We start from the raw sequence: 26192 nt of genomic DNA on the forward strand, positions 1-26192 counted from the left end.
ACCATGAAAAACATATTTAAACGACGCATTTTAATTCCGGTTTTTGCTGTTGTTATACTAATTACAGGATCCTCTTTTAAAAACGATTTTTTTGAAATTGCTAAGCAAATAGAAATATTTACAACGCTTTTTAAAGAGTTAAATATGAACTATGTTGACGAGACTAATCCAGCTGAGTTAATGGATAATGCCATTAAAAATATGCTTAACGATTTGGATCCGTACACCAAATTTTATAATGAGCAGGATGTAGAAGCAGAACGTATACGTCGTACTGGAGATTACACTGGTGTTGGTGCACGTATTAGAACATTAAAAGATAAATTAGTAGTTGTAGAGCCTTATAAAGATTACCCAGCAGATAAAGCAGGATTAAAAGCCGGAGATCAAATTACAGCTATAGATGGTGTGTCTGTTGCTGGTTATGATGGTGACGCTTCAAACCTTTTAAAAGGAGCACCAAACTCAGCATTAATAGTAACCTACACACGTCAAGGTAAATCAAATACTACTTCTGTAACACGATCAGAAATAGAGATAGATGCAGTACCTCATTTTTCTATGATAGATGAGCAAACAGGTTATATTGTATTACAAAAATTTAATGCCAAAGCATCCTCTCAAACAGGTTATGCTTTAAAAGATTTAAAAGCGCAAGGTGCTAAAAAAATTATTTTAGACCTAAGAGGTAATCCAGGTGGGTTACTAAACGAAGCCGTAAACGTAGTTAACCTATTTGTACCAAAAGGACAGCTAGTAGTTACCACAAAATCTAAAGTCAAAAAATACAACAAAACGTATTACACAAAAAAAGAACCAATAGATATTAACATACCTGTTGTAGTGTTAATAAATGGACGTAGTGCATCAGCCTCAGAAATTGTTTCTGGTACACTTCAAGATTTAGACAGAGCAGTAGTTGTTGGGTCTAGAAGTTTTGGAAAAGGACTAGTGCAACGCCCAAAAAAATTGACTTACGGTACCCAATTAAAAGTAACTATCTCTAGATATTATACGCCATCAGGACGTTGTATACAAGCTTTAGATTATTGGAATAGGGACGATAGTGGAAATGCTGTCCGTGTAAAACAAGAAAATTACAACGTCTTTAAAACCAAAAATGGTAGAAAAGTATTTGATGGTGGCGGTGTTTTTCCTGACGAAGCAATTGAAGTCACAAAAAATACAGCAATTACAGATGCTATTCTAAGCAGTCAGAGTGTCTTTGACTTTGCTACAACATACTACTACGATCATAAGATTGAAGATATTAACAACTTTAAGTTAACAGACGCAGATTTTAATGCCTTTAAAAGCTATTTAAACACTAGTGGTTTTGAGTTTGAAACAGAAACAGAAAAGGCACTAAAAAAAGCATTAGAAGTCTCTAAAACAGAGAATTTAGATGATGACATTAGTAAAGATTATAAAACATTAATTACTAATTTAGACAACTCTAAAGCAAAAGCTGTACAGGATAATAAAAAGCTACTTATTAACTTATTAACAGACGAGATTGTTAAACGTTACGTCTACAGAGAAGGTTTGTATGAATATTACAAAACTAACAATGAAGAGATAAAAAAAGCAACCGAAATTTTAGCAAATACGTCTCAGTATAACCGCTATTTAAACTAAAAACAACCAATAAATTTTAACATATTTAATTTTTGGTATATTTAATGCTAGTTTAAAGATATGAAACACCTATTACTTTTTATATGGTTTAGTACCACTATGGTTTTTTCGCAAAGCGAATTAAAGCATGATGTGTACTTTAATACAGACGAATATGACGTGCCATTAACAGAAGAAAATCGCATACTATTATTTATATCTAACTTAGACAGTATTCCTATTCAAAAAATATCCATTTACGGATTTACAGATGATAGGGGTAGTAATGACTATAATTTAGAGTTATCACAAAACCGAGCAAATACTATAAAAGAACTATTTTCTGGTTACGGAATTGACGAAAATCTAATAACCAACGTTAACGGTAAAGGAGAAATTTTACTTAAGGTTTTAAACGAAGACGAAGTCCATAAAATAAGAGGATTAAATCGTAAAGTAGAAATTATTGTTACGCCAAAACAACCTGAAATTATAGTAGAAGAGCAGCCTGAAGAAACGCCTGAAGTTGTAGAAATAGTAGAAGAAGCACAACCTATAATAGATGGTCCAAAAACTACGGACGATATTGCTAATGGGACAATAAAAAAAGGGGATAAGATAACCCTAGATAAAATATATTTTAAGACTAGTTACAGCTACGTTACTTCAGACTCCAAGAAAACTTTAGAGGATTTAGCCAAGCTAATGTTAGATAAAAAGAATCTTTATTTTACCATTCAGGGTCACGTTTGTTGTACACAAATGAGTCGTGATGCAGTAGATAAAAAGACTAAAAAGCGTAATTTATCCGTAGCCAGAGCAAAATATATCTACGATTATTTAGCCCGAAAAGGCGTAGATAAAAAACGAATGAAATACGTTGGTATGCGTCGTAAATTTCCATTAGGTGGTGCACCAGAATTGGATAGACGTGTAGAAATTTTAATTACTTATGTTGGTAAAGCAGAGTAAAACATAAATCTTAGATTATCATAAAAGAGCTTTATTTAGGGCTCTTTTTTTATGTATATATATAAAATACACCTTAAAAAAGTTATTAAATATACAGTACAATACAACCGTTAATCCTAAGATATTACTGCTTATCCTAAGCTTTGCTTTTAAACCTAAAATAAGTGAAATTAAACAGAGAACTTTTAATAAACACAAACTGTATTGTATGTTTGCCTTCCAATAAAAAATAGCTTAACTAAAATTTAGTTAAGCTATTAATAAGACTTATTTCTAAGTAAGGTTAGAGTAGTTAGTTAACCTTCTTATAAAACCGCTTCGTGCCGAAGCGGTTTTTTTATTTTTTATATATCATCCCGATATGCGGAATACCATCTTCAAGATACTCGTCACCAACTTCTTTAAATCCTAGATTACCGTAAAAACGTTTTAAATAACACTGTGCAGAAATTTTAATTTCGGTTTTGTTATAGTGTGTTTTAACTGCTTCAATAGACGCATTCATTATATCATAACCATACTTATATTGTCGTTGCGCTTGACTAACAATAACACGTCCAATACTTGCTAATTCAAAATAATCACCAGGTTTAAAAAGGCGTGTGTAAGCCACTATTTTCTGATCTTTAAAACCAATTACATGTAATGCTTTTTGATCTTTACCATCAATATCTTGATATACACAATCTTGCTCAACCACAAATACCTCGCTTCGTAATTGCAGTATATCATACAACTGTTGTGTTGTTAATTCTTGAAAGGTTTTTACTTTAATTTCTATCATGTTTACTAATTAGTCTATACTTTTAATCCTGTACAATAACATCTTTTACATCATCTTTTCCGTATTCTGGTTGGATGTTAACATGGTTAATTTCAAATTTATTAAGCAATAAATCTTCCACTTTATGTAATATTTTATCAAACTGTGTTAATGTAATATCATGTTCAAAATCTATATGCGCTTCAAAATGAGTTTCATTTTCATTTAATTGCCATACATGTATATGGTGCACGTTTTTAATTTCCGCGAAAGCGTTAATCTCTTTTACAATCTGATCTATAGGTATTGTATCTGGTGTAAATAACATTAATACTTTAGTAGATTCTTTTAATAAATCAAAGCCCATCCAAATTAGATAAATAGCTATGGCTAAGGTTAATGCACTATCTACCCAATATAACTGATAAAATTTCATTAATAAACCACCAATCAAAACAGCAACACTTGCTAACATATCTGTTAATAAGTGTAAATAAGCACTACGCATGTTCATATTTGCCTGGCTATCTTTTTTTAATAGCAAGACACTAAAACCATTAGCTAAAATACCTAAAATAGATAACCATATAACTAAGTTACTTTGTACTATTTGTGGATCTTGAATACGCTTAGCCGCCTCTATTATTAACAAAATAGCAACTATTATTAAGGTAGAAGCATTAATAAAAGCTGCTAAAATCTCAGCGCGTTTAAAACCAAACGTCCTTTGTAAAGACGCTTCTTTTTTTGATAACCTATTAGCTATATAGCTTACAATTAAAGAGAGTACATCACTAAAATTATGTAACGCATCACTTAACAATGCCAGACTTCCGGATACTAATCCTCCAATAACCTGAGCTACAGTAATTAATATATTTAAAAGTATGGATATAACTAGATTACGACCTTTTAGATCGTTATGATTATGGTTATGTACGTGATCATGCCCCATTATTAACAGCCAACAGGGATCTTATCAACACGGTTTTGATGACGTCCACCTTCAAATTTAGTTCCTAAAAAGGTATCTACCATGGCTACTGCTTGTTGTACTGACGTATAACGTGCAGGGATACATATAATGTTAGCATTATTATGTTGTCTTGTTAACGCTGTTATTTCTTTTGTCCAACAAACACCAGCTCTAACTTTTTGATGTTTATTAGCAGTCATAGCAACACCATTGGCGCTACCACAAATTAAAATCCCAAAATCAACTTTATTATTAGCCACATCTTCTGCAACTGGGTGTACAAAATCTGGATAATCTACGCTGTCATTTTTATCCGTTCCATAGTTATTAACAATATAACCCTTTGATTCTAAATGTTTAAGGATTGTAAACTTGTAGTCTGTACCTGCATGATCGTTTCCGATTGATATTTTCATAGTAGTAGTGTGTTGTTTATTAAAGTTTCAAAGTTAATAATTGATTACAAGTAATAATAAGTAATAGGTATTAACTTATTGATAAAATTTAATTTCGTCTTTATTTTAAAAATGAAGACGTTACAATCAATTGTTAACTACTCGTGTTTAATTATTAATTACTTGTTAATAACATCTGATTGTTTTTTAAAACTTTTGTTAGGATTATCCAGATAATTTTCCAAACCAAAATTGGTTATTAACAACCAAAAAAGTTAGCACTTTTTTTTTGGAGACTTATCATTAAAAAAAAGACACATACCAACATGAAAAAATTAAATACTTATTAAAAATACATTGTCAACATACGTTGTTAACAGTTGTTAATAACCTAAGTATTTTGTTTATTATCAATTACTTTAACCTTTTAATAACTTGTTAATAGAGTGCTTTAGTAAACAAATCAAATCAAAACCTTAAAAAGTTATACCGCTATTAACAAGCAATAATAATCACTATTTTTTTTTTAAATTTTAAAAGAAAATAAATGATATATAGTATATATGTGGATAACTCTAAAAAAGAGATTTAATATTAGTTTAATATTAGTTTAATATTAAAAACGTAGCTTTGTATAAACTTAATAACCAATCTTCTCCTTGTATTAAGTTTGAACATAACAGAATTTCGAGTAACTTAGAGATTCAATAGATTACAAATTACATGACAAAAAAAAAACATAGGAAACCTTCAAACAATAAGATTTCCAACCTTACAAATACAATTCTTAGTATTTTAAAAAAAGAGAGAAACCAAAGCTTTAACTATAAGCAAATTGCTGCCAAAATAGGAGTTAATGATGCTAGTAGTAGAAATCAAATTATAAAAAAGCTTGCTAAACTTAAGGCTAATGCCGAAATAGAAGAGGTAGAACGCGGTAAGTTTAAAGCGATACTTAATAACGAATATCATATTGGTATTTTTGATGCTGCACAGCGTGGTAACGGTTACGTTATTTGTGATGCTTTTGAAAATGATATATACATAGCCTCTAATAATGTTAACAAAGCATTAAACGGTGACGAAGTAGAATTATACGTTTATAAACGCAGAAAACAAGGTAAACTAGAAGGTGAGATTACCAATATTATTAAACGTGCTAAAACAGAGTATGTTGGTATTATTCAAATCCACGAAAAGAAAAACTTTGCTTTTGTAGTAGTAGATGGTAATAAAATGAAAACTGACATTTTTGTGCCTATTAACAAAACACTTAAAGCCGAAGATGGTGATAAAGTGGTTGTTACTATGGAGGAATGGCCAGATAAGGCAGACTCTCCAAATGGGCGTGTGATTAAAGTTTTAGGAAAAGCAGGTGAGCATAATACAGAAATACATTCCATTTTAGCAGAATATGGTTTACCATATGAGTTTCCGGAAGAAGTAGAAGCGTATGCTAATAACATTGATTTAAAAATTCAGCCAGAAGAAATAGCAAAACGTCGTGACATGCGTAAAGATTTAACCTTTACAATTGATCCAAGAGATGCTAAAGATTTTGATGATGCCTTATCATTTACCGTTTTAGATGACGGTTTATTTGAAATCGGGATTCATATTGCAGATGTATCGCATTATTTAAAAGAAGGTACCGTTTTAGATGACGAGGCTTATGAGCGTGCAACATCCGTGTATTTAGTAGATCGTGTCGTACCTATGTTACCAGAGATTTTATCTAACGGAGCATGTTCTTTACGTCCACATGAAGAAAAATATACGTTTTCTGCAGTGTTTAAAATAAATGAAAAAGCCGAAATTAAAGACCAATGGTTTGGTCGTACAGTAACGTACAGTGATGCACGTTTTGCTTATGAAGAAGCTCAGGCAATTATAGAAAATAATATTGCGTTTAATAAAGCTGAAACTATTTCTAATCCAGAAAAGATTGATACTAGCATTCCTGCAGAAGTATCTATAACAGATAAAGCTTATAATACAACACCAGAAATAGCACAAGCCGTTTTAAAATTAGACGAATTGGCTAAAAAAATGCGTGGTAAACGTATGCAATCGGGAGCAATTAGTTTTGATAAAGTAGAGGTTAAATTTACTTTAGATCAAGACGCTAACCCAGTAGGTGTACATTTTAAAACAAGTAAAGATGCTAACAAGTTAATAGAAGAATTTATGCTTCTAGCTAACAAAAAAGTATCGGAATTTGTATCAAAAATGACACCACCAAGGACGTTTGTATATCGTGTGCATGATGAGCCGGACGAAAGTAAACTAGCGTCTTTACAAGGTGTAGCTGCTAGATTTGGTCATAAATTAGATTTTAAAAGTAAAGCAGGTGTTGCAGCCTCTTTAAATCAATTATTATCTGATGTACAAGGTAAAAAAGAACAAAATTTAGTAGATACTTTAGCTATTAGAACTATGTCTAAAGCGGAGTATACTACCAAAAATATAGGACATTACGGATTGGCATTTGGAGATTACTCTCACTTTACATCTCCAATTAGACGTTATCCTGATGTGATGGCACACAGATTGTTACAACGTTATTTAGATGGCGGAAAAAGTGCTAATCAAGAAGAATATGAAGAGAAGTGTAAACATTCTAGTAACATGGAATATTTAGCAACTAAAGCAGAACGCGACTCGACTAAATACATGCAGATCAGATTTATGCAAGACCACCAAGATGAAGAATTTGTTGGTGTTATTTCTGGAGCTACAGATTGGGGAATTTATATAGAAATTATCTCAAACAAGTGCGAAGGTATGGTCCGAATTAGAGATGTAAAAGGTGATTATTACGAGTTTGATCAAGAACAATACGCTATTATTGGTCGTGATACTAAGACCATGTATCAATTAGGAGACGAAGTAATTGTCAAAGTAAAAAATGCAGATTTAGTAAAACGTCATTTAGATTTTGATTTAATAGGAAAATACGAACCTAAAGAAGTTTCAGAATAATCTATAATCAACACTACTAACATTCATACTACCATGAATGTGAGAATAAATAAAGAAAAATTGTATCAAGGACTTTTAAAGTTATGGTACAATTTTTCTATTTTGGTACCAATTAAGAAAGAACGGTTGTAGATAAAACTTGTAACATTTCAATAAAATTTTCAACTAATAAATAAATAAATAAATAAATAGCCATGATATTAACAACAACAAACTCCATTGAAGGATTTAGAATAGTAGAATATAAAGGGATTATTACTGGAACGTCTTTTGAAATGAAAACAAAATTTTCTTTTAAGACTGAGAAAAATAAAATTATAACTACAGACGTTATTGATGAAGCTAAAGAACACGCTTTTCAAGAATTACAGACTAATGCTAGTAATTTAAATGCAAATGCAGTTGTTGGTATTAGTGTAGATATGGAAATTGTTAATGGCTCTCACTTTTATGTTTCAGTTACTGGAACAGCCGTTTCTGTGGCTACAGATAAATAATTGTTAATAACTGTAACATTCCATAAAAAGAATGCTCTTTATTAAAACAAAACCTTTTAAAATGAAAAATTTATTACTTGCAGTATTCTTTTTAAGCACTACTTTTTTAGTAGCACAGAATCCTATAAATAAAAATGTTGGCGATTTTAATGAAGTTAAAGTCTTTGATTTAATTAAAGTTAGCCTGGTAAAATCTGACGAAAATAAAGTTATGATTACTGGCGAAAACGCTGATGATGTAGAAATTATTATCAAAAACAACTTACTTAAAGTCCGCATGAAACTGGATCGTAGTTTTGATGGTACCAAGACATTTGTAGCTGTACATTACTCAGATATAAAGCTTATTGATGCTAACGAAGGTGCAAAGGTTGTGGGTAATGAGTTGATTACGCAAGACAGTATTGAGCTTCGTGCGCAAGAAGGTGCTTCTATTATTGTTAGCTTAGATGTCGATAGAGTAACTGTAAGGGCTGTTTCTGGCGGAATTATAGAAACTAGAGGTAAAGCCAACACTCAGGATATTACGCTTAATACAGGCGGTATTTACGAGGGACGTGATTTTGAAACAAAAAATACTACCGTAAAAGTAAGAGCTGCGGGAGAAGCAGAAGTAAAAGCAAGCAACTCTGTAGATGCACGCATCACTGCTGGTGGAACTATTGATATATACGGAAACCCAAAAAATGTAACTAAAAAACAAACTTTTGGCGGTAAAATTAGAGTAAAGGATACCGAGTAAAATAGTATATTATATTACATCAAAAAAGCCTCAAATTATATTTGAGGCTTTTTTTATTTGTAGCTATTGTACTATGTGTTAACTAAATATTTTCTTTACTTTGTAATAAACTCAACAAAAATCAATGTTCGACGACATACTTGCAGCTATTCCTTTTGGTATTATACTTTCTTTTACCGTAGGACCTGTTTTTTTCGTTTTATTAGAAACTAGTGCTACCAAAGGTGCTAGAAGTGCATTAATCTTTGATGCAGGTGTAATTTTAGCCGATGTTTTATTTATAGTTGTTGCATTTTTTAGTACAGAAAAACTGGTTGGTAAAATTGAAAACGATCCAAATTTTATAATCTTTGGTGGTGTTTTATTAGTGGTTTATGGGTTAATTTCTTTTATAAAAACATCAAGATCGTTTAGATCAATTGTAAAAGAATACCATAAAGTTGAAATTCAGAAAGACTATGGTAAGCTTTTTATAAAAGGTTTTTTACTTAACTTTATTAACATTGGTGTGTTATTAGGTTGGTTAGGTTTTATAGTTTTGGCTAATAAAATTACAACTTCAGAAAATGGTGTGATTGTGTTTGTAAGCACAATGTTAATCGCTTATTTTGTTACTGATTTGTTTAAAATTGTTGCTGCCAAGCGTCTTAAAAATAAATTAACGCCAAGGTTAATTTTTAAAACCAAAAAAGTTATTGCCATTGTTATTCTAGGATTTGGTATCTTACTGCTTGCGCAGGGCTTTTTTCCAGAAGAAAAAGAAAAACTTAAGGAAAAACTGGAGCAAATTAATCCTTTATAAAATAGCTTCTTGGATACTATTGAACCTAAAAAATTTAGTCTACTGCTTCGTATTTGTGTCTCAATTTTATTGATAGGTGCGTTGTTTAAAATAATGCATTGGCCTTATTCTAATACATTAATGCTAATTTCTATCTTAGGAATTCTGATTTTATACCCATTAAGATTTATTCCTATTGTAGAAAAATCGACAATGGATTATGTCAAACTCGCATTAGTAGTATTGTGGTGTTTTAACTATCTGATTACCATATTTCATCTCTATCAACTTCCTGTATTTTTTAATGTTATGTTATTACTATTATTTGGTTGGTGGTTTATTAATGAAGGGACTAGTGTTCTTAATTTTGGTAACATAAAAATTAAAGGGGTTTTAAAAGTAGTGTATATTGCTTTTGCAATTTTTGCTGTTGCTTGTATTTTTTTAGGCGCCCTATTTAAAATTCAACATTGGCCTTACAGTAATTTATTATTTGTAATTGGCGTGACAAGTATTTCAATTTTAGTCACTGTTGATTACTTTGTAAGAGATTAAAATAATTGTATGGCTAAAACACAATATCATATCTATGTTGTCGAGTTATCTAAAAAAGTGTTTACTCAAAATACTAAGTTTAGAGCTGCTAATCCTCAATTTAACGGTGTACTAGAGTGTTTGTATGTTGGTATGACTAGCAAAACACCTAAAGAACGGTTTTTACAACATAAGACTGGTTACATTAACAAAAAAGGCCATAAACTATCCTCAAACATTGTTGAGAAATATGGTTCTTATCTAAGACCCAGCTTATATAATCACATTGGACCAATTGCTACTAGAGCAGAAGCTTTAAAAATGGAAGAGGCATTAGCATTACAATTAAGAAGACAACGGTATGCGGTTTGGTTTAATTAAATACAGTTGGTCATTGCGAGGTACGAAGCAATCTCTAAATAATTTTCAATCATAAATTAGAAAAAATAAATGTTTTATCTAAGTTTTATTCTTAAATGATTGTTATTGTGTACATGCTTTTAATCATTTAAAATTCATCTAAAAACAAAGCATAAAAAAAAGCGCTACTTATAAAGTAACGCTTTCTTGAGGTGTCGAGCGGATTCGAACCGCTGTAGATGGTGTTGCAGACCACTGCCTAGCCGCTCGGCCACGACACCCTTAATAGGACAGCAAATATAAAAATAATTACTGTTTTTCCCTATTTCTGTTAGTTTTTTCTTTTTTCTGTTAATTCGACGCTAACCATCTGTACATCACCACCAATTGGAGGATTTATTTTACTTACAGCTACAGTTGCAACAGTTATTAATGTATCTTCTTTGAAAATACGGTCTAAAATACGCTTAGCAACATGCTCTAAAAGTGCACTTGGAGTTGCCATTTCTTCAACAACAACTTTATTTAAAAACACGTAATCTACAGTATCTTCTAATTTATCTGAAGTTGTACTTTTTTGTAAGTCCGCTTTTACTTTTAAATCTACTTTGTAGTCACTTCCAATTGCAGTTTCTTCTTTTAAACAACCATGGTAAGCAGTTACACGTATATTTTCTAATTTAATTATACCCATTTTCTATAAATTTTGAGCAAAAGTACCTAAAATAGTACTTTACTAAATTTTAAAGTGTGGTTAAATTCATTTCAACTAAAAAATAACTAATTTTACAGCTTATAGTTAAATTGGTATTTGACCAATAATCTGTTAAAGTAAAGCACAAAATATATGTCTGAAGATAAAAAATCGCTTAATTTTTTAGAGCAAATAATAGAAGAAGATTTAACCAATGGTTTAGATCAAAGTAAGCTTCGTTTTAGATTTCCACCAGAACCTAATGGTTATTTACATATTGGTCATACTAAGGCTATCGGTATTAGTTTTGGTTTAGGAGAGCGTTATAATGCACCTGTAAACTTGCGTTTTGACGACACCAATCCAGCTAAGGAAGAACAAGAGTATGTAGATGCTATTAAGGAAGATATTTCTTGGTTAGGTTACAAATGGGCTAACGAGGTATACTCTTCAGATTATTTTCAAATCTTATTTGATTGGGCAGTACAGTTAATTAAAGATGGCAAAGCATATGTAGATTCTCAATCTTCAGAAGCTATGGCAGAGCAAAAAGGGACGCCAACTCAACCAGGTGTTGATGGTCCTAATAGAGATAGATCTGTGGAAGAAAACTTAGACCTTTTCATGCGTATGAAAAATGGCGAGTTTAACGAAGGAGAACATATTTTACGTGCTAAAATAGACATGCAACATCCAAATATGTTAATGCGTGACCCTTTAATGTATCGTATTTTAAAGAAAGCACATCACAGAACAGGAGACGATTGGTGTATCTATCCAATGTATGACTGGACACATGGCGAGAGTGATTATATAGAGCAAATTTCGCACAGTTTATGTTCATTAGAGTTTAATCCACACAGAGAGCTTTACGATTGGTTTAAAGAGCAAGTGTATACTTATGGTAAAGACACGTATCCAATGCAACCTAAACAACGTGAGTTTGCACGTTTAAACCTTAGTTATACGATAATGAGTAAGCGTAAGCTACTTAAATTGGTAGAAAAAGGTATTGTAAACGGTTGGGACGATCCACGTATGCCTACAATTTCTGGGTTACGTCGTCGTGGTTTTACACCAGACTCAATCAAAAAATTTATTGATACAGTTGGTGTAGCAAAACGTGATAATATTATTGATGTTGCACTTTTAGAATTTTGTATCCGTGAAGATTTAAATAAAAAAGCACCACGTGTAATGGCGGTTTTAGAGCCTTTAAAAGTGGTAATTACAAACTATCCGGAAGATAAAGAAGAATGGTTTGAAGCAGAAAATAATCAAGAAGACGATGCTGCAGGTTTTAGAAAAGTACCTTTTTCTAGAGAAATTTTTATAGAAAAAGAGGACTTTAAAGAAGAAGCAAGTAGTCAATTTTTTAGATTAAAACTAGGCGGAGAGGTACGTCTTAAAAATGCTTACATTATTAAAGCAGATAGTGTTGTTAAAGATGCAAATGGAAACATTACTGAAGTACATTGTACCTATTCTGACGATACAGAACGCCGTATTAAAGGAACATTACATTGGGTAAGTATTAAACATGCAGTTAAAGCTGAGGTTAGAGAATACGATAGATTATTTTTAGACGAAGCACCAGATAGTCATGAGGATAAAGATTTTATGGAATTTATAAATCCTAAATCTTTAAAAATTATTGAAGCATTTGTAGAGCCAAGTTTAACAGAATCTAAAGTAGGAGAGCAGTTTCAGTTTCAACGTTTAGGGTATTTTAATGTGGATACAGATTCTAAATCGGAAGCTTTAGTATTTAATAAAACAGTGGGGTTACGTGATAGTTGGGCAAAACAAAAACCACAAACTAACACTGATAATAGCCAACAAAAACAACCACAAAAAAGTACTAGATCTGCTATTGATCAAATCAAATCTTACGGTAAAAAGTATGACAGGATGAAGCCAGAACAGCAAGATCAGGCTAAAGCCGAAATACAAGCACTTGCTAAAGAGGTGACTTATCAAGATTTAGAACCACTTTTTGGTACGTCTGTTAAAAAGACAGGAACACGTGTAATTACCATGATATCTTTAGGTGTTTTATTAGATAATGGCTTAGATAAAAACGAAGCGATAGAGGACTTTATTAACAAAGCGTTGGAAGATAAAAGCGACCTGTTAGTAAACGAAGCTAAAGCAATAAATAACTAATTTAAAACCTACCCGATGTAACAATTTGGTAGGTTATTTTTTTTCTATTGAAACACTTTAAAATAGTACTGTTATTCTTGTTAGTTTGTATACACTATACAAACGCACAAGATTACCCTATCATTTCTGATATGGTAACAGATAATGCGGCTATTTTTAGTGATAAAGAAGCAGCGTCTTTAAGACAAAAATTAGTGTCTTATGAGGTAAAATCGTCTCACGAAATTGTAGTATTAACTATTCATGGATTAGATGGAGATACTATTGAATATTATGCTTATTCTGTATTTAACCAAGACGGTAATAACTTTGGAAAAGAAGGTATTGATAATGGTATTTTAATATTAATTGCTCCAAATGACAGAAAGGTTAGGATAGAAGTAGGAGATGGTTTAGAGTTTATTATTACAGATGCTTTTGCGTCTAGAATTATTAGAGAACGTATTACACCACTGTTTAAGCAGGGTCGCTTTTTTGACGGAATTGATGCAGCGACAACAGAGCTTATTAAACTTATAGAAGATCCTATTTATGCTAATGAGTTTGCTAATAGTATAAAAGAAGAGGCTGTGTCTACCAGAGATAAGTCTACAGATGGCGTTCATTATATGACTAAGATAATTGTCTCATGTATTTTGTTAGTCTTCTTTTTTTGGATTGGTGTTTATGCTTATTATAGGCTAATAATTAAAAAGAGTTTTAAAACATTTAAGCTTAAAACATTATATAAAAATCATAAAACTAAATTTCTAATCTATGCGGCTATTGCTTTATTGATTGTTCATAGCTTTTATGTGTTTTTTTTGAAACTATTTTTTGGTTTACTGCTAACAGGCTTTTTATCAATTTTTGTATTTATTGGCTATTTTGTGTTATTAAAGATGGCGTTTACTAGGGCAATTCTTATTTTTAAAAGTTTATTTACGGGGCAATTAGGTGTTTTTATTTATCCGTTTTATATCCCAACAACGCTATTTTTGTTTGTGGCAGGATTTTTATTTGGTTCTCTACCAATTGTAATGGGTTTCTTTTTTATGCTTAGCCTTGTTTTTGGTGAAGATATCAACAGGTTTATGGCCAATGTTGAGTTTATTTACGTGTTATTCTTTTTCTTATCCGTTATTATTCTTTTTCATTTTATAGCAATATATTTTGCTATTTATCAAATAAAAGGCGAGTATAATAAGACTTTTGGATTTTCATTTTTTAAACGTGATGCTAAGTTACATTCCGAATTAAATCCAGGATCTGCAAGAGGCTACTCATCATCTGGATCTTCTAGTTATTCGTCATCGTCGTATTCATCTTCACGATCATCGTCATCGTCTTCTAGTAGTAGTTATTCTGGAGGTGGAGGTCGCTCTTCAGGAGGTGGGGCAAGTGGTAGTTGGTAATTATATAAGTCCTTATTTTTAATGTTACATTTAACTTTTGTAACTTTTATATTAATAGAGACTGATACAGTAATAATCAGTCTTTTTATTCACACATTTGATACACTTTAAAATTTATAAATCAGTTTCAGATCTTCCTATGTCTTGGGATGGTTTACCTACGCGTGACGTGTTTTTAAAAACACCGTTTTTAAGGGCGTTAGAAGTGTCCTGTCCAGATAATATTGAGACTAACTATGTAGCTATTTTTAAAGACAATAATATAGCCGGAATTGCTATTATACAACGTGTGGAGTTATATCTTGACAATGTGTTTAGAAACACGTCGGATAATGCCTTAAAACGCGTTACAAAGTCAGTTATAGCAAAAGTAGTGAGAGGTAATACTTTAATTGTTGGTAATTTAATGCATACTGGTCAACATGGTTTGTATTTTAATCCTTCAGTTATTACGCAAACAACGTATTTAGAGACCGTTTTTAAAGCGATTGATAGCTTATCCATACAGATTAAGCAGGATCTTGATAAAACCGTTAGAATGGTGTGTTTTAAAGATTATTTTGAAACGGATGTCCTCCATACAGAAGCTGCTTTATTTACAGCCAATGCATTATACAAAGTACAGGTCCAACCTAACATGATTTTTGATATTCCACAACAGTGGACTACGATCAACGATTATACAACTGCATTAACTAAAAAGTATAGAAGTAGATATAAAACAGCACTTAAAAAAGCTTCTGTTATAACAAAAAGAGAATTGAACTTGGAGGCTATTGAAGCTGCTTCAGATCAAATTTATGGTTTGTACAAGACTGTGTCTGATAATGCTAAAGTAAATTCGTTTTTATTACACGACAGGCATTTTTTCAACTTAAAAAAAGAATTAAATGACCAGTTTAAACTGTTTGGATATTATCTAAATGATCAATTGGTGGGCTTTTACACTTTAATTTTAAACGATACTCACTTAGAAACCTACTTTTTGGGTTACAATTCTGAATATCAATACAAACATCAATTATACTTAAACATGTTATATGATATGCTAAGTTTTGGGATTGTTAATAAGTACACTCAAATTGTATATGCTAGGACAGCAATGGAGATTAAAAGCTCTGTAGGTGCTAAGCCTAAAACCATGCATATTTACATGAAACATACTAATACAACGTTTTTAAACCCACTATTAAAACGGATTGTAAATACTTTAAATCCTAGTATTAATTGGGAAGAAAGACATCCTTTTAAGACATAAAAAAGCCTCAATGTTAAGTTGAGGCTTTTTACTAATTATTCAGTTATTGGTTCTGTTGTCATATCATCTTCTGGTATGGTTAAGCTAGTTTCAAAGTTTGGAAGAATCATGTCTAACAACGCTTTGTTTTTAATTTGTTTTGCTTCAATAAAATACCAATGTTTAGCGTCTTCATTGTAAATTCCTAAAAGGTAACTTTTAGATTTTATACGCATATTATTCATTACCATTTGATTAAAACCTTCCACAACACATCTGTGTTGGTCTTGTTCAAATACAATGTCTGACACCGCAATTACTTCTGCTTTTTCAAAAACAAAACCTTGTGTTTTCATTTGGCTAAAGGTATCTTCTAATATTTTAAGACCTGCTTCTTCACCACCCATTAATTTTATAACACTTGGTAATGTGTATTTAAACACAGTTTTATAATCTTCTTTTAAAGTAGCTTCGCTAGTAATTTTAGCATCACTCAACGCATCTTCTTTTGTTTGAGCAAACCCAAAATTGATACATAGTAATACTATTATTAAGGCTAATTTTTTCATTTTTATTATTTTAAAGGTCATAAAAAAAGGCTTATTCCTAGAAATAAACCTTTTTATAATAGTTATAATTTTAGTTCTTTTTATTTAGTTTGGCTTGTTTCATAGCTTCACCAATTTCATTACTTGCTGCAAAACTAGCAACCATATCATTTAGCATATTGCTTCCTGCTTGTGGCGAGTTTGGTAATAAAATTAAGTTACTGTTAGTTTCACTACCAATAGCTTGTAACGTATCATAATGTTGCGTAACAACTATTAAAGCAGAGGCTTCTTGACTGTTAATACCAACTTTATTTAATACTTCTACAGACTCTTCAAGACCTCTAGCAATCTCACGTCTTTGATCAGCAATACCTTGACCTTGTAAACGCTTACTTTCTGCCTCAGCTTTTGCTTTTTCAACGATTAAAATACGTTGTGCATCTCCTTCGTATTGTGCAGCAGTTTTTTCTCTATCTGCAGCGTTAATACGGTTCATTGCTTCTTTTACTTGTGCATCTGGATCAATATCTGTAACTAAGGTTTTGATAATGTCATACCCGTAATCTAGCATAGCTTCGTTAAGTTCTGATTTTACTGCTATGGCAACATCATCTTTACGTAAAAACACATCATCAAGAATCATTTTAGGTACTTCTGCACGCACCACATCAAATACATAAGATGTAATTTGATCATGCGGGTAGTCTAATTTATAAAACGCATCTTCTACTTTAGCTTTAATAACTTTGTATTGTACAGATACTTTTAGACGTACAAATACATCATCTTTAGTTTTTGTTTCTATAATAACGTCTAATTGTTGGATTTTTAAACTTAATCTTCCTGCAATTTTATCTACTATTGGAATTTTAAATTGTAATCCTGATTGTCTAATACTTTGAAATCTACCAAAGCGCTCTACAATAGCAGCAGTTTGCTGTTTTACGGTAAATACTGACGAAATTAAAATGATCAGTCCTAAGACAATTACTACTATTAAAAATGGATTTAACATGTGTACATGGTTTTAATGGTTACTTTATTTGGTTTACTAAATTAAGTTATATTTGCCGACAAAGCCCTTAATTTACAATGAAAAAACTTCAACTTATCTTATTAGTAGCACTAACCATAGGTTTTGTTACAAAAAACTTTGCACAACACACCAGTTACAAAATAAAAAACGGATTCTCTCTTGGTGGAGGACTCACTCAATTTGACATTATTACAGACAATTTTGACACCAAAAAAGGTGATGGTTGGATTGCTAATATGACGGCAACTGTAGATATACCTCAAAAATGGTTTAATGTTAGTTATGGTATGCAATTATCAGAAAACACCATTAGTACAACAGGTTTTGACTTAGCCTCTACGTTAGCAGCACAGGATGTTGAGTATAAAATTTTTACTGCTCAGGTACAATTTTTATGGCATGCAAAACCGTTTAGAACGTCTCATTTTACAATTGATTTTGGTCCAATGTTACAATACAATAGTGATCTAGAATTAAGTGATGATCAGCAAGAAGATTTTATATTAGCCGATTTTGATACGGTTAGAGCTAGTGCTGTAAAAGACTTAAATAACTTTAACGTAAATGGTACTATTGGTGCAACTTTAGGAATGGGATTTTTTAAAGTCAGAGCACAATACATTTATGGGTTTACTAATATTTTAGGCGCCTTAAATGATTCTGATTTTAATCAAACTTTAGGTAGAGATTTTAAAGGACATCAAAGTATGTTTGCCTTTACAGGTATGATTACTTTTTAAAATAAAAGTCTTTGTAATAAAACTATAAATGATATAAAAAAAGCCATCTAATTTAGATGGCTTTTTTTAGTATTATAATGTTTCAATAAGTTTTTCGATACGTTTTATACTTTCGTTTTTGCCAATCATAAACATAATGTCAAAAACATCTGGTCCTTGTAAAGCACCAACAAGTGCTAAACGTAGAGGCATCATTACCTTTCCAAAACCAATTTCTTTAGCGGTTATCCACCCTTTTACTTCTTTTTGAAGTGGCTCTACTTCAAAATCTGTAATATTAGAAACTACAGCTAATACCTCAGTCATTATAGACTTTGTATCTTCCTTAAATGCTTTTTTAGAGGCTTTTTCGTCATAACTTTTTGGAGCTACAAAAAAGTAACTACTTAAGTCCCAAAAGTCATTAACAAACGTAGCACGTTCTTTAACTAAACCTACAACTAATGCAATATAGTTTACATCAATAGTGGCTAGTTCTTTATGGTTTTTCTGAAACGTTTCAGCTAATGTTTCATTAGATTGCTCTTGCATATAATGGTGGTTAAACCATTTAATTTTGTCTGGATCAAAACGTGCTCCTGCTTTATTAACACGGTCTAAATCAAAAGCAGCAATCAATTGGTCTAAAGTAAACATTTCTTGTTCTGTCCCAGGATTCCAACCTAAAAAGGCTAAAAAGTTAACAACAGCTTCTGCAAAGTAACCTTCTTCTTTATATCCTTTAGCAGTATCTCCAAACTCAGGATTCCACTCTAATGGAAATACAGGAAAACCTAATTTATCACCATCACGCTTGCTTAATTTACCTTTACCAGTAGGTTTTAAAATTAATGGTAAATGTGCAAATTGAGGTTTATCCCAACCAAAAGCAGTGTATAATTGGTAGTGTAACGCTAAACTTGGCAACCACTCTTCTCCACGTATAACATGTGTAATTTCCATTAAATGGTCATCCACAATATTAGCTAAGTGATAAGTTGGCATACCATCTGATTTAAACAATACTTTATCATCTAAAACATTAGTGTCTATCTTAATATCACCACGGATAATATCTTTTAAATGTAATGTTTGGTCTTGTGGGCTTTTAAATCTAATTACAAAATCGTCTCCAGCATCTAATTTAGCTTTTACTTGGTCTTCCGTAAGTGCTAAAGAGTTGCTTAATTTTAAACGATTATGCCAATTATAGATAAATGTTTTACCATTAGACTCATGATCTGTTCTGTGATAATCTAACTCTTCTGACGTATCAAAAGCGTAATAAGCATTTCCGCTAGCTATTAATTGCTCTGCATATTGCTTGTATAATTCTTTACGTTCACTTTGTCTGTATGGTCCAAATTTTTCGTTTTTTCCTGGGCCTTCATCAAAAGGAATATTACACCAATTAAGTGCGTCTATTATATATTGTTCTGCACCTTCAACATAGCGATTTTGATCTGTATCTTCAATACGCAATACAAATGTTCCGTTATGCTTTTTAGCAAATAAATAGTTAAAAAGTGCGGTACGTACGCCTCCAATATGTAAAGGTCCTGTTGGACTTGGTGCAAAACGCACTCTGACTTGTTCTGACATGTTGTTTTGTAAAAAAATAGCACTTAAACATGTTGTATTTAAGTTAGCTATAAATTGTCATCCTAAACGTGTTTCAGGATATTAGGTGCAAAGATAGAATAGAGTAGTAGAAAGAGCAAAGAAATAATAAAGAACAATTTTTAACAGGGCATAATTTCCGCGAAAGCGGTAATCTTTAACATTAACTTATATTGGTAACTATATAAGTGTAAAAATAAAACAGTAATTTAGTCAGTTAAATACCAATTACTTGAATAATTTTAATAACATACAGTCTAAATTAGAGCAATTTATTAGAAAATATTATACTAATGAGTTGATAAAAGGTGCTATTTTATTTTTTAGCATTGGTTTACTATATTTTATATTTACGCTTTTACTAGAACATTTTCTATGGCTAAATTCGGCTGCTAGAACCGTATTGTTTTGGTTGTTTATAGTTGTAGAACTAGCCTTGTTTGTTAAGTTTATAGCCTTACCGTTAGCAAAGTTATTTAAGCTTCAAAAAGGAATTAATTATAAAGAAGCATCAACTATTATCGGTAGTCATTTTCCAGAAGTTAATGATAAGCTTCTTAATGTATTGCAGTTAAAAGAATCTGAAAATGCATCCGAATTACTATTGGCAAGTATTGATCAAAAGGCGGAAGAGCTTAATCCAATTCCGTTTAAACTAGCAGTTAACTTTAAACAAAACGTAAAATATTTAAAATATGCAGCAATTCCTGTTGCTATAGTTGTAATTGCTGCTATTTCTGGTAAGATGAATTGGTTTAGCGATAGCTACAAACGTGTGGTTAATTATCAGACAGCGTATGAGCCACCTGCACCGTTTCAGTTTTTTGTTTTAAACGAAACTTTAGAAACTACCGAAAATAAAGAATTTAGATTATTAGCGACTACAGAAGGTCAGGTTAGTCCTGAAGATGTAAAAATTACGTTTGACACAGAAACTTATGTTTTACAACAACGTCAAGCGGGTAATTTTGAGTATGTTTTTGAGCAGCCTAAACAAGATATTACATTTAGATTGTCTGCCAATGGGATTACGTCTAAACCGTATACTTTAAAAGTGGTAGAAGTGCCTACACTAGTTAGTTTTGATATGGTTTTAAACTATCCAAATTATACCAATAAGCGTAGTCAGATATTAAAAGGTATTGGTAATGCTGTGGTGCCGCAAGGGACAAAGGTGACATGGCAGTTAAAGACTAAAGCAACGGAACAGGTAGATTTGATTGGTGGTGATACTATTGCTTTTTCTAGCAATAAATCAGGCGGTTTTGAAACCTCTAAAAGCATTTACTCTAACTTTGATTATAATATAAGTACAAGTAATAAAAGCCTCCGTAATTACGAGAATCTAGCGTATAGCATTCAGGTTATTAAAGATCAATATCCAGAGTTAAAGCTAGAAGCAAAAACAGATAGTTTAGATCAGCAAACGTTATATTTTAAAGGTCAGGTTAGTGATGATTATGGATTAAGAAAACTGCAATTAGTGTATTACCCTAATGGGAATGAAGGCGCTAAAAAAATGGTAAATATTCCTATTAGTAACTCTAATTTTGATCAGTTTATTAAAGCGTTTCCTAATACTTTAGATCTTGAAGAAGGTACGCCTTACGATTTGTATTTTGAGGTTTTTGATAATGATGCCGTAAATAAAAGTAAGAGTACAAAAAGTCCAGTGTTTAATTATAGAAAACGAACACAAGACGAAGAAGAACAAAAACAACTTCAAGAACAAAATCAAACGATTCAGAATTTAAATAAGTCGTTAGAGAAATTTGATAAACAGCAAAAGGAATTACAAGAGTTGTCTAAAAATCAAAAAGAAAAGTCTGAGCTTAATTTTAACGATAAAAAGAAATTTGATAATTTTTTGAAACGTCAAAAGGAGCAGGAGCAGATGATGAAAAAATTCAATAAAAAATTGAAAGATAATTTAGACGAATTCCAGAAAGACCAAGACAAAGAAGATCAATTTAAAAAAGATTTAAAAGAACGATTAAAAGATAATGAGGAGCAACTTAAGGAAGACGAACGTTTGCTTGAGGAATTAGAAAAGCTAAGAGAAAAATTTAGTAAAGAAGAATTTTCTGCGAAGTTGGATAATTTGGCTAAAAAAGCGAAAAGTCAAAAACGTAGTTTAGAGCAGATCGTAGAGTTGACTAAACGTTACTATGTGTCTAAAAAAATGGAGAAAATTGGTTTGGAACTGGATAAGTTGGCCAAGGAGCAAGACAAATTAGCTAATAGTAAACCTGAAGAAAATACTAAAGAAAAGCAAGACGAGTTAAATAGTAAGTTTGAAGTGTTACAAGACCAATTAGATACTTTAGATAAGGATAATAAGGACTTGAAAAAGCCGATGGATTTACCGCGTAACAAAAATACTGAGGAAAACATTAACGATGATCAGCAAGGCGCTAGTGAGGATTTAAAGAATAAACAAGAAGCAGGAAGTCAGGAAGAAAAAGAGGCTAAGCAACAATCTGCGAAACAAAAACAAAAAAAGGCAGCTCAGGAAATGAAAAAGATGAGCATGAGCATGCAAAGCGAAATGGCTAGTGCTGCTAAGGAGCAGTTAGAGGAAGATATTGAAATGCTGCGTCAAATCTTAGATAATCTGGTTATTTTCTCTATGGATGAAGAAGCGTTGATGGAACAATTTAAAAGCATTGAAATTAATCATAATGAATATGCAACCTATCTTAAAAAACAAAAAGAATTAAGAACACATTTTGAACATGTGGATGATAGTTTATTTGCTATATCGTTACGTCAACCTAAGTTTTCTGAAGACATTAATACAGAAATTAATGAAGTGTATTTTAATATAGACAAAGCGTTAGCAGAGCTTTCTGAGAATATGTTGCATCGTGGTGTGTCATCGCAGCAATATGCTTTTACGTCTGCTAATAATTTGGCGGATTTTTTAAGTGGCGCCCTAGATAATTTACAAAATCAAATGGGAATGCCTTCTCCCGGACAAGGCGAAGGTGGTATGCCAATGCCGGACATAATTATTAGTCAAGAAGAGTTGACCAAAAAGATGGAGAAAGGCATGGAGAAGGGTGATAAGGGTAAAGAAGGTCAGGAAGGCGAAAAAGGAGAAGAGGGTGACAAAGGTAAATCTGGTGATAAAGGAGAAGGTGGTGAAGGTGGAGAGAATGGAGCAGAAGGCGAAAATGGTAAAGGAGGTAATAAAGGTAAAGGTGGAGAGAATGGAGAAGGGCTTAATGGAGAGAAGCAAGGAGGCGATGGTTTTAATGAAGATAGTAATGGCGAATTATTTAAAATTTATCAAGAACAACAAATGTTACGTCAAGCTTTAGAACAACGTTTGGATAAAGAAGGTTTAGGAGACAGCAGAGAGGCGAGACAATTATTAAAGGATATGGAGCAGGTTGAGGTAGATTTAATCAATAATGGGTTTACTAATCAAACGTTGAGTAAGATGAAAAATATTCAGCATCAACTTTTAAAATTAGAAAATGCAGCGTTGCAACAAGGTCAAGAACAAAAACGTCAATCGGAATCAAATACTAAAGAATTTAAGAATACAACAACTAGTCAAGAAGATAAGGCAAAACAATATTTTAACACGACAGAAATTTTGAATAAGCAAACATTACCTTTGCAACAAATTTATAAGCAAAAAGCACAACAGTATTTTAAACAACAAAATGATTAATTTTAACTACGAAACCGATTTTAAGCTTCTTGACGACGCTAAAATATCTAAATGGATATCTACTATAATTAATAACGAAAACTGCAAGGAGGACGAGATAAACTATGTGTTTTGTGACGATGTGTATTTACATAAATTAAATGTAGAGTTCTTAGATCACGATACTTTAACGGATGTTATTAGTTTTGATTACAGTGTAGGAAAAACTTTACAAGGCGATATTTTTATTTCTGTAGAGCGTGTTGCAGATAATGCAAAAGATTTTAAAGTTGAATTTGAATCTGAGTTGCATCGTGTTATTGTGCACGGAATTTTACATTACTGTGGATATAAGGATAAGTCAGAAGCAGATGCAGCTGAAATGCGTAACAAAGAAAACGAAGCTTTAGCATTGCTAAATGCAATGTAATAGTTTGTTGTATATTTGCACGCTTAAATTATTTTAAAAAGTCAAACGTTCCACGTGGAACAATTATTAAAAATCATACTTAAATTATTTTGTAGTTAGAGTGTTCTAGTTTCAAAATCGTTTAGTCAAATAAATATTATGTTTAACGAAGTTTACGATGTAATTGTAGTTGGAGGTGGTCATGCAGGAAGTGAAGCAGCAGCATCCGCAGCTAATATGGGAAGCAAGACTTTGCTTATCACCATGAATTTGCAAAACATTGCTCAGATGTCTTGTAACCCGGCAATGGGCGGAATTGCAAAAGGACAAATTGTAAGAGAGATTGATGCGCTTGGAGGTTACTCCGGAATTGTGAGTGATACCTCTGCAATACAATTTAAAATGCTAAACAAATCTAAAGGGCCTGCAATGTGGAGTCCAAGAGTCCAAAGTGACAGAATGCGTTTTGCAGAAGATTGGCGTTTACTTTTAGAGCAAACCAAAAACCTTGATTTTTATCAAGAGATGGTGTCGGGCTTAATTGTAGAAAACGGAAAAGTTTGTGGTGTTACAACATCGCTTGGTGTGAAGATAAAATCAAAAACTGTTGTCCTTACAAATGGTACTTTTTTAAATGGGTTAATCCATATTGGAGATAAAAATTTTGGAGGAGGTAGAGCAGGCGAAAGAGCTGCAACTGGAATTACAGAACAGTTGGTTAATTTAGGTTTTGAATCTGGTAGAATGAAAACTGGAACACCGCCAAGAGTTGATGGACGGTCTTTAGATTTCTCGAAAATGGTCGAGCAACCTGGAGATGTAAACCCGGAAAAGTTTTCTTATTTAGATACTACAAAACCATTAACGCATCAACGCTCTTGTCACATGTCTTATACAAGTTTAAAGGTTCATGATTTACTTCGTGAAGGCTTTGATCGTTCGCCAATGTTTAATGGTAGAATTAAAAGTTTAGGGCCAAGATATTGTCCGTCTATTGAAGATAAAATTAACAGGTTTGCAGATAAGGATAGACATCAATTATTTGTAGAGCCTGAAGGTTGGAATACGGTTGAATATTATATTAATGGATTCTCTACATCACTTCCAGAAGATGTTCAATTTAAAGCATTACGTAGTGTTGTTGGTTTTGAAAACGTCAAGTTTTTTAGACCTGGTTATGCTATAGAATATGATTATTTTCCACCAACACAATTAAAGCACACGTTAGAAACTAAGTTGGTTGATGGCTTGTTTTTTGCTGGTCAGATTAACGGAACAACGGGTTATGAAGAAGCAGCGTCTCAAGGATTAATGGCTGGTATAAATGCAGCATTGCAGGTTCAGGAACGTGAGGCTTTTATCCTTAAAAGGGATGAGGCATACATTGGTGTTTTGGTGGATGATTTGATTACTAAGGGTACAGAAGAACCATATCGTATGTTTACTTCTAGAGCAGAGTATAGGACGTTATTGCGTCAGGATAATGCTGATATTAGATTAACGCCTAAAGGATTTGATCTTGGTTTAGCTTCAGAAAAGCGACTGCGTAGGATGGAGGAAAAGCATGGTGCAGCAGAGAAATTTGTTCAGTTTTTTAGAGAGACTAGTGTTACTCCGGACGAGATAAATCCTGTGTTAGAAGCTAAGAATTCTGCTGCAATTAGACAGCAAGATAAGATGTTTAAAATGTTTGCTAGACCTAATATTAGTATTGACGATATGAAGCAAGTGGCATCCGTGTCAGAGTATATCGAGACTAATAATTTGGATGGTGAGGTTATAGAACAAGCCGAGATTCAGGTGAAATATTCTGGATATATTGCAAAAGAAAAGAACAATGCAGACAAGTTAACACGTCTTGAAAACATAAAAATTCCAGCTAATTTTGACTACTCTAAACTGCAATCTATGAGTTTGGAAGCACGAGAAAAATTAACTAAAATTCAACCGGTAACCATATCTCAGGCATCAAGAATTAGTGGCGTTTCGCCATCAGATATTTCGGTGTTGTTGGTTTTTATGGGTCGATAAATCAATAAAAAAAGCGAACGTTCCACGTGGAACGTTCGCTTTTTTTTGTCTTTAA

22 protein-coding genes and 1 tRNA gene are annotated in these 26192 nt (G+C 32.1%); 15 read left to right on the top strand and 8 right to left on the bottom strand.

The window, feature by feature from the left end:
* Positions 1 to 3: 3 nt before the first annotated feature.
* Both BMZ09_RS02115 and BMZ09_RS02120 read left to right on the top strand, forming a co-directional pair.
* Positions 4 to 1638: a S41 family peptidase gene (locus BMZ09_RS02115; protein ID WP_090837066.1), complete on the top strand. Its 1635-nt coding sequence runs from the start codon at positions 4 to 6 to the stop codon at positions 1636 to 1638.
* A gap of 60 nt (positions 1639 to 1698) precedes the next feature.
* Entirely contained in the window at positions 1699 to 2589 is an 891-nt protein-coding gene (locus BMZ09_RS02120) for an OmpA family protein (RefSeq protein ID WP_090837068.1), read from the top strand.
* Positions 2590 to 2926: 337 nt separating this feature from the next.
* Here BMZ09_RS02120 and BMZ09_RS02125 read toward each other — a convergent pair whose 3' ends face one another.
* Genes BMZ09_RS02125 through rpiB form a run of 3 tightly spaced genes read right to left on the bottom strand, consistent with a single transcriptional unit; the run spans position 2927 to position 4744 of the window.
* Positions 2927 to 3373 (bottom strand): GNAT family N-acetyltransferase, encoded by a 447-nt coding sequence (locus BMZ09_RS02125; protein ID WP_090837070.1) that lies wholly within the window; start codon positions 3371 to 3373, stop codon positions 2927 to 2929.
* Between the two features lie 22 nt (positions 3374 to 3395).
* Complete coding sequence (locus tag BMZ09_RS02130) at positions 3396 to 4307, bottom strand: cation diffusion facilitator family transporter (RefSeq protein ID WP_090837072.1); 912 nt, start codon at positions 4305 to 4307, stop codon at positions 3396 to 3398.
* A 2-nt stretch (positions 4308 to 4309) separates the two neighbouring features.
* A complete protein-coding gene (gene rpiB / locus BMZ09_RS02135) occupies positions 4310 to 4744 on the bottom strand; it encodes a ribose 5-phosphate isomerase B (RefSeq protein WP_090837075.1) in 435 nt (144 codons plus the stop codon).
* Positions 4745 to 5446: 702 nt separating this feature from the next.
* Here rpiB and BMZ09_RS02140 point away from each other — a divergent pair.
* The 6 genes from BMZ09_RS02140 to BMZ09_RS02165 all read left to right on the top strand — a co-directional run bounded on the left by BMZ09_RS02140 (position 5447) and on the right by BMZ09_RS02165 (position 10640).
* Positions 5447 to 7705, top strand: coding sequence for a ribonuclease R family protein (locus BMZ09_RS02140; protein WP_090837077.1), 2259 nt, complete (start codon positions 5447 to 5449; stop codon positions 7703 to 7705).
* Positions 7706 to 7899: 194 nt separating this feature from the next.
* Positions 7900 to 8202 carry a YbjQ family protein gene (locus BMZ09_RS02145; RefSeq protein ID WP_090837079.1) on the top strand — a complete coding sequence of 101 codons (303 nt, stop codon included), beginning with the start codon at positions 7900 to 7902 and terminating at the stop codon, positions 8200 to 8202.
* Positions 8203 to 8263: 61 nt separating this feature from the next.
* Positions 8264 to 8944, top strand: a complete 681-nt coding sequence (locus BMZ09_RS02150) for a head GIN domain-containing protein (RefSeq protein ID WP_090837083.1) — start codon at positions 8264 to 8266, stop codon at positions 8942 to 8944.
* A gap of 124 nt (positions 8945 to 9068) precedes the next feature.
* A complete protein-coding gene (locus BMZ09_RS02155; RefSeq protein WP_090837085.1) occupies positions 9069 to 9746 on the top strand; it encodes a LysE family translocator in 678 nt (225 codons plus the stop codon).
* 69 nt (positions 9747 to 9815) lie between these two features.
* Positions 9816 to 10280, top strand: coding sequence for a GldL-related protein (locus BMZ09_RS16025; protein ID WP_394364787.1), 465 nt, complete (start codon positions 9816 to 9818; stop codon positions 10278 to 10280).
* A gap of 9 nt (positions 10281 to 10289) precedes the next feature.
* On the top strand, positions 10290 to 10640 hold the full coding sequence (locus BMZ09_RS02165) for a ribose-5-phosphate isomerase (protein WP_090837089.1): 351 nt from the start codon (positions 10290 to 10292) through the stop codon (positions 10638 to 10640).
* A gap of 189 nt (positions 10641 to 10829) precedes the next feature.
* Here the strand turns inward: BMZ09_RS02165 and BMZ09_RS02170 are convergent.
* A tRNA-Cys gene (locus tag BMZ09_RS02170) sits at positions 10830 to 10900 on the bottom strand.
* Positions 10901 to 10950: 50 nt separating this feature from the next.
* Positions 10951 to 11313 (bottom strand): dihydroneopterin aldolase, encoded by a 363-nt coding sequence (gene folB / locus BMZ09_RS02175; protein WP_090837092.1) that lies wholly within the window; start codon positions 11311 to 11313, stop codon positions 10951 to 10953.
* Positions 11314 to 11466: 153 nt separating this feature from the next.
* On the opposite strand from folB, the gene BMZ09_RS02180 reads away from it, so the two are divergent.
* The 3 genes from BMZ09_RS02180 (at position 11467) to BMZ09_RS02190 (ending at position 16131) form a co-directional block, all read left to right on the top strand.
* Positions 11467 to 13479 (top strand): glutamine--tRNA ligase/YqeY domain fusion protein, encoded by a 2013-nt coding sequence (locus tag BMZ09_RS02180; protein ID WP_090837094.1) that lies wholly within the window; start codon positions 11467 to 11469, stop codon positions 13477 to 13479.
* 77 nt (positions 13480 to 13556) lie between these two features.
* Positions 13557 to 14873: a TPM domain-containing protein gene (locus BMZ09_RS02185; protein WP_090837096.1), complete on the top strand. Its 1317-nt coding sequence runs from the start codon at positions 13557 to 13559 to the stop codon at positions 14871 to 14873.
* A gap of 97 nt (positions 14874 to 14970) precedes the next feature.
* The gene (locus tag BMZ09_RS02190; protein ID WP_090837098.1) at positions 14971 to 16131 is read left to right on the top strand and encodes a GNAT family N-acetyltransferase; all 1161 of its coding nucleotides are present in this window, start codon (positions 14971 to 14973) and stop codon (positions 16129 to 16131) included.
* A gap of 35 nt (positions 16132 to 16166) precedes the next feature.
* On the opposite strand, the gene BMZ09_RS02195 is transcribed toward BMZ09_RS02190, so the two are convergent.
* Together BMZ09_RS02195 and BMZ09_RS02200 are read right to left on the bottom strand one after the other, a co-directional pair.
* Positions 16167 to 16679: a hypothetical protein gene (locus BMZ09_RS02195; RefSeq protein WP_090837100.1), complete on the bottom strand. Its 513-nt coding sequence runs from the start codon at positions 16677 to 16679 to the stop codon at positions 16167 to 16169.
* 70 nt (positions 16680 to 16749) lie between these two features.
* Complete coding sequence (locus BMZ09_RS02200; RefSeq protein ID WP_090837102.1) at positions 16750 to 17676, bottom strand: SPFH domain-containing protein; 927 nt, start codon at positions 17674 to 17676, stop codon at positions 16750 to 16752.
* 77 nt (positions 17677 to 17753) lie between these two features.
* Between BMZ09_RS02200 and BMZ09_RS02205 the strand changes: the two genes are divergently transcribed.
* Positions 17754 to 18437, top strand: a complete 684-nt coding sequence (locus tag BMZ09_RS02205) for a hypothetical protein (RefSeq protein WP_090837104.1) — start codon at positions 17754 to 17756, stop codon at positions 18435 to 18437.
* A gap of 72 nt (positions 18438 to 18509) precedes the next feature.
* Here the strand turns inward: BMZ09_RS02205 and gltX are convergent, their stop codons facing one another.
* Positions 18510 to 20018, bottom strand: coding sequence for a glutamate--tRNA ligase (gltX, locus tag BMZ09_RS02210; RefSeq protein ID WP_090837105.1), 1509 nt, complete (start codon positions 20016 to 20018; stop codon positions 18510 to 18512).
* Positions 20019 to 20268: 250 nt separating this feature from the next.
* Here gltX and BMZ09_RS02215 point away from each other — a divergent pair, with 250 nt between their 5' ends.
* The 3 genes from BMZ09_RS02215 to mnmG all read left to right on the top strand — a co-directional run bounded on the left by BMZ09_RS02215 (position 20269) and on the right by mnmG (position 26137).
* Positions 20269 to 23718, top strand: a complete 3450-nt coding sequence (locus BMZ09_RS02215) for a DUF4175 family protein (RefSeq protein ID WP_090837107.1) — start codon at positions 20269 to 20271, stop codon at positions 23716 to 23718.
* Positions 23711 to 24127, top strand: a complete 417-nt coding sequence (gene ybeY / locus BMZ09_RS02220) for an rRNA maturation RNase YbeY (RefSeq protein WP_090837109.1) — start codon at positions 23711 to 23713, stop codon at positions 24125 to 24127. The genes BMZ09_RS02215 and ybeY overlap by 8 nt, the downstream gene beginning before the upstream one ends.
* 138 nt (positions 24128 to 24265) lie before the next feature.
* Entirely contained in the window at positions 24266 to 26137 is a 1872-nt protein-coding gene (mnmG, locus tag BMZ09_RS02225) for a tRNA uridine-5-carboxymethylaminomethyl(34) synthesis enzyme MnmG (protein ID WP_090837111.1), read from the top strand.
* Positions 26138 to 26192: the final 55 nt, after the last annotated feature.

It is taken from the genome of Olleya namhaensis (assembly GCF_900114005.1).
GTDB classification, from domain to species: Bacteria; Bacteroidota; Bacteroidia; order Flavobacteriales; family Flavobacteriaceae; genus Olleya; species Olleya namhaensis.

What these genes read in the sequence shown, in the direction of transcription:
- BMZ09_RS02115 (WP_090837066.1), top strand. Translation starts at nt 4, where the DNA reads ATGAAAAACATATTTAAACGACGCATTTTAATTCCGGTTTTTGCTGTT.
- BMZ09_RS02120 (WP_090837068.1), top strand. Translation starts at nt 1,699, where the DNA reads ATGAAACACCTATTACTTTTTATATGGTTTAGTACCACTATGGTTTTT.
- BMZ09_RS02125 (WP_090837070.1), bottom strand. Translation starts at nt 3,373, where the DNA reads ATGATAGAAATTAAAGTAAAAACCTTTCAAGAATTAACAACACAACAG.
- BMZ09_RS02130 (WP_090837072.1), bottom strand. Translation starts at nt 4,307, where the DNA reads ATGGGGCATGATCACGTACATAACCATAATCATAACGATCTAAAAGGT.
- rpiB (WP_090837075.1), bottom strand. Translation starts at nt 4,744, where the DNA reads ATGAAAATATCAATCGGAAACGATCATGCAGGTACAGACTACAAGTTT.
- BMZ09_RS02140 (WP_090837077.1), top strand. Translation starts at nt 5,447, where the DNA reads ATGACAAAAAAAAAACATAGGAAACCTTCAAACAATAAGATTTCCAAC.
- BMZ09_RS02145 (WP_090837079.1), top strand. Translation starts at nt 7,900, where the DNA reads ATGATATTAACAACAACAAACTCCATTGAAGGATTTAGAATAGTAGAA.
- BMZ09_RS02150 (WP_090837083.1), top strand. Translation starts at nt 8,264, where the DNA reads ATGAAAAATTTATTACTTGCAGTATTCTTTTTAAGCACTACTTTTTTA.
- BMZ09_RS02155 (WP_090837085.1), top strand. Translation starts at nt 9,069, where the DNA reads ATGTTCGACGACATACTTGCAGCTATTCCTTTTGGTATTATACTTTCT.
- BMZ09_RS02165 (WP_090837089.1), top strand. Translation starts at nt 10,290, where the DNA reads ATGGCTAAAACACAATATCATATCTATGTTGTCGAGTTATCTAAAAAA.
- folB (WP_090837092.1), bottom strand. Translation starts at nt 11,313, where the DNA reads ATGGGTATAATTAAATTAGAAAATATACGTGTAACTGCTTACCATGGT.
- BMZ09_RS02180 (WP_090837094.1), top strand. Translation starts at nt 11,467, where the DNA reads ATGTCTGAAGATAAAAAATCGCTTAATTTTTTAGAGCAAATAATAGAA.
- BMZ09_RS02195 (WP_090837100.1), bottom strand. Translation starts at nt 16,679, where the DNA reads ATGAAAAAATTAGCCTTAATAATAGTATTACTATGTATCAATTTTGGG.
- BMZ09_RS02200 (WP_090837102.1), bottom strand. Translation starts at nt 17,676, where the DNA reads ATGTTAAATCCATTTTTAATAGTAGTAATTGTCTTAGGACTGATCATT.
- BMZ09_RS02205 (WP_090837104.1), top strand. Translation starts at nt 17,754, where the DNA reads ATGAAAAAACTTCAACTTATCTTATTAGTAGCACTAACCATAGGTTTT.
- gltX (WP_090837105.1), bottom strand. Translation starts at nt 20,018, where the DNA reads ATGTCAGAACAAGTCAGAGTGCGTTTTGCACCAAGTCCAACAGGACCT.
- ybeY (WP_090837109.1), top strand. Translation starts at nt 23,711, where the DNA reads ATGATTAATTTTAACTACGAAACCGATTTTAAGCTTCTTGACGACGCT.
- mnmG (WP_090837111.1), top strand. Translation starts at nt 24,266, where the DNA reads ATGTTTAACGAAGTTTACGATGTAATTGTAGTTGGAGGTGGTCATGCA.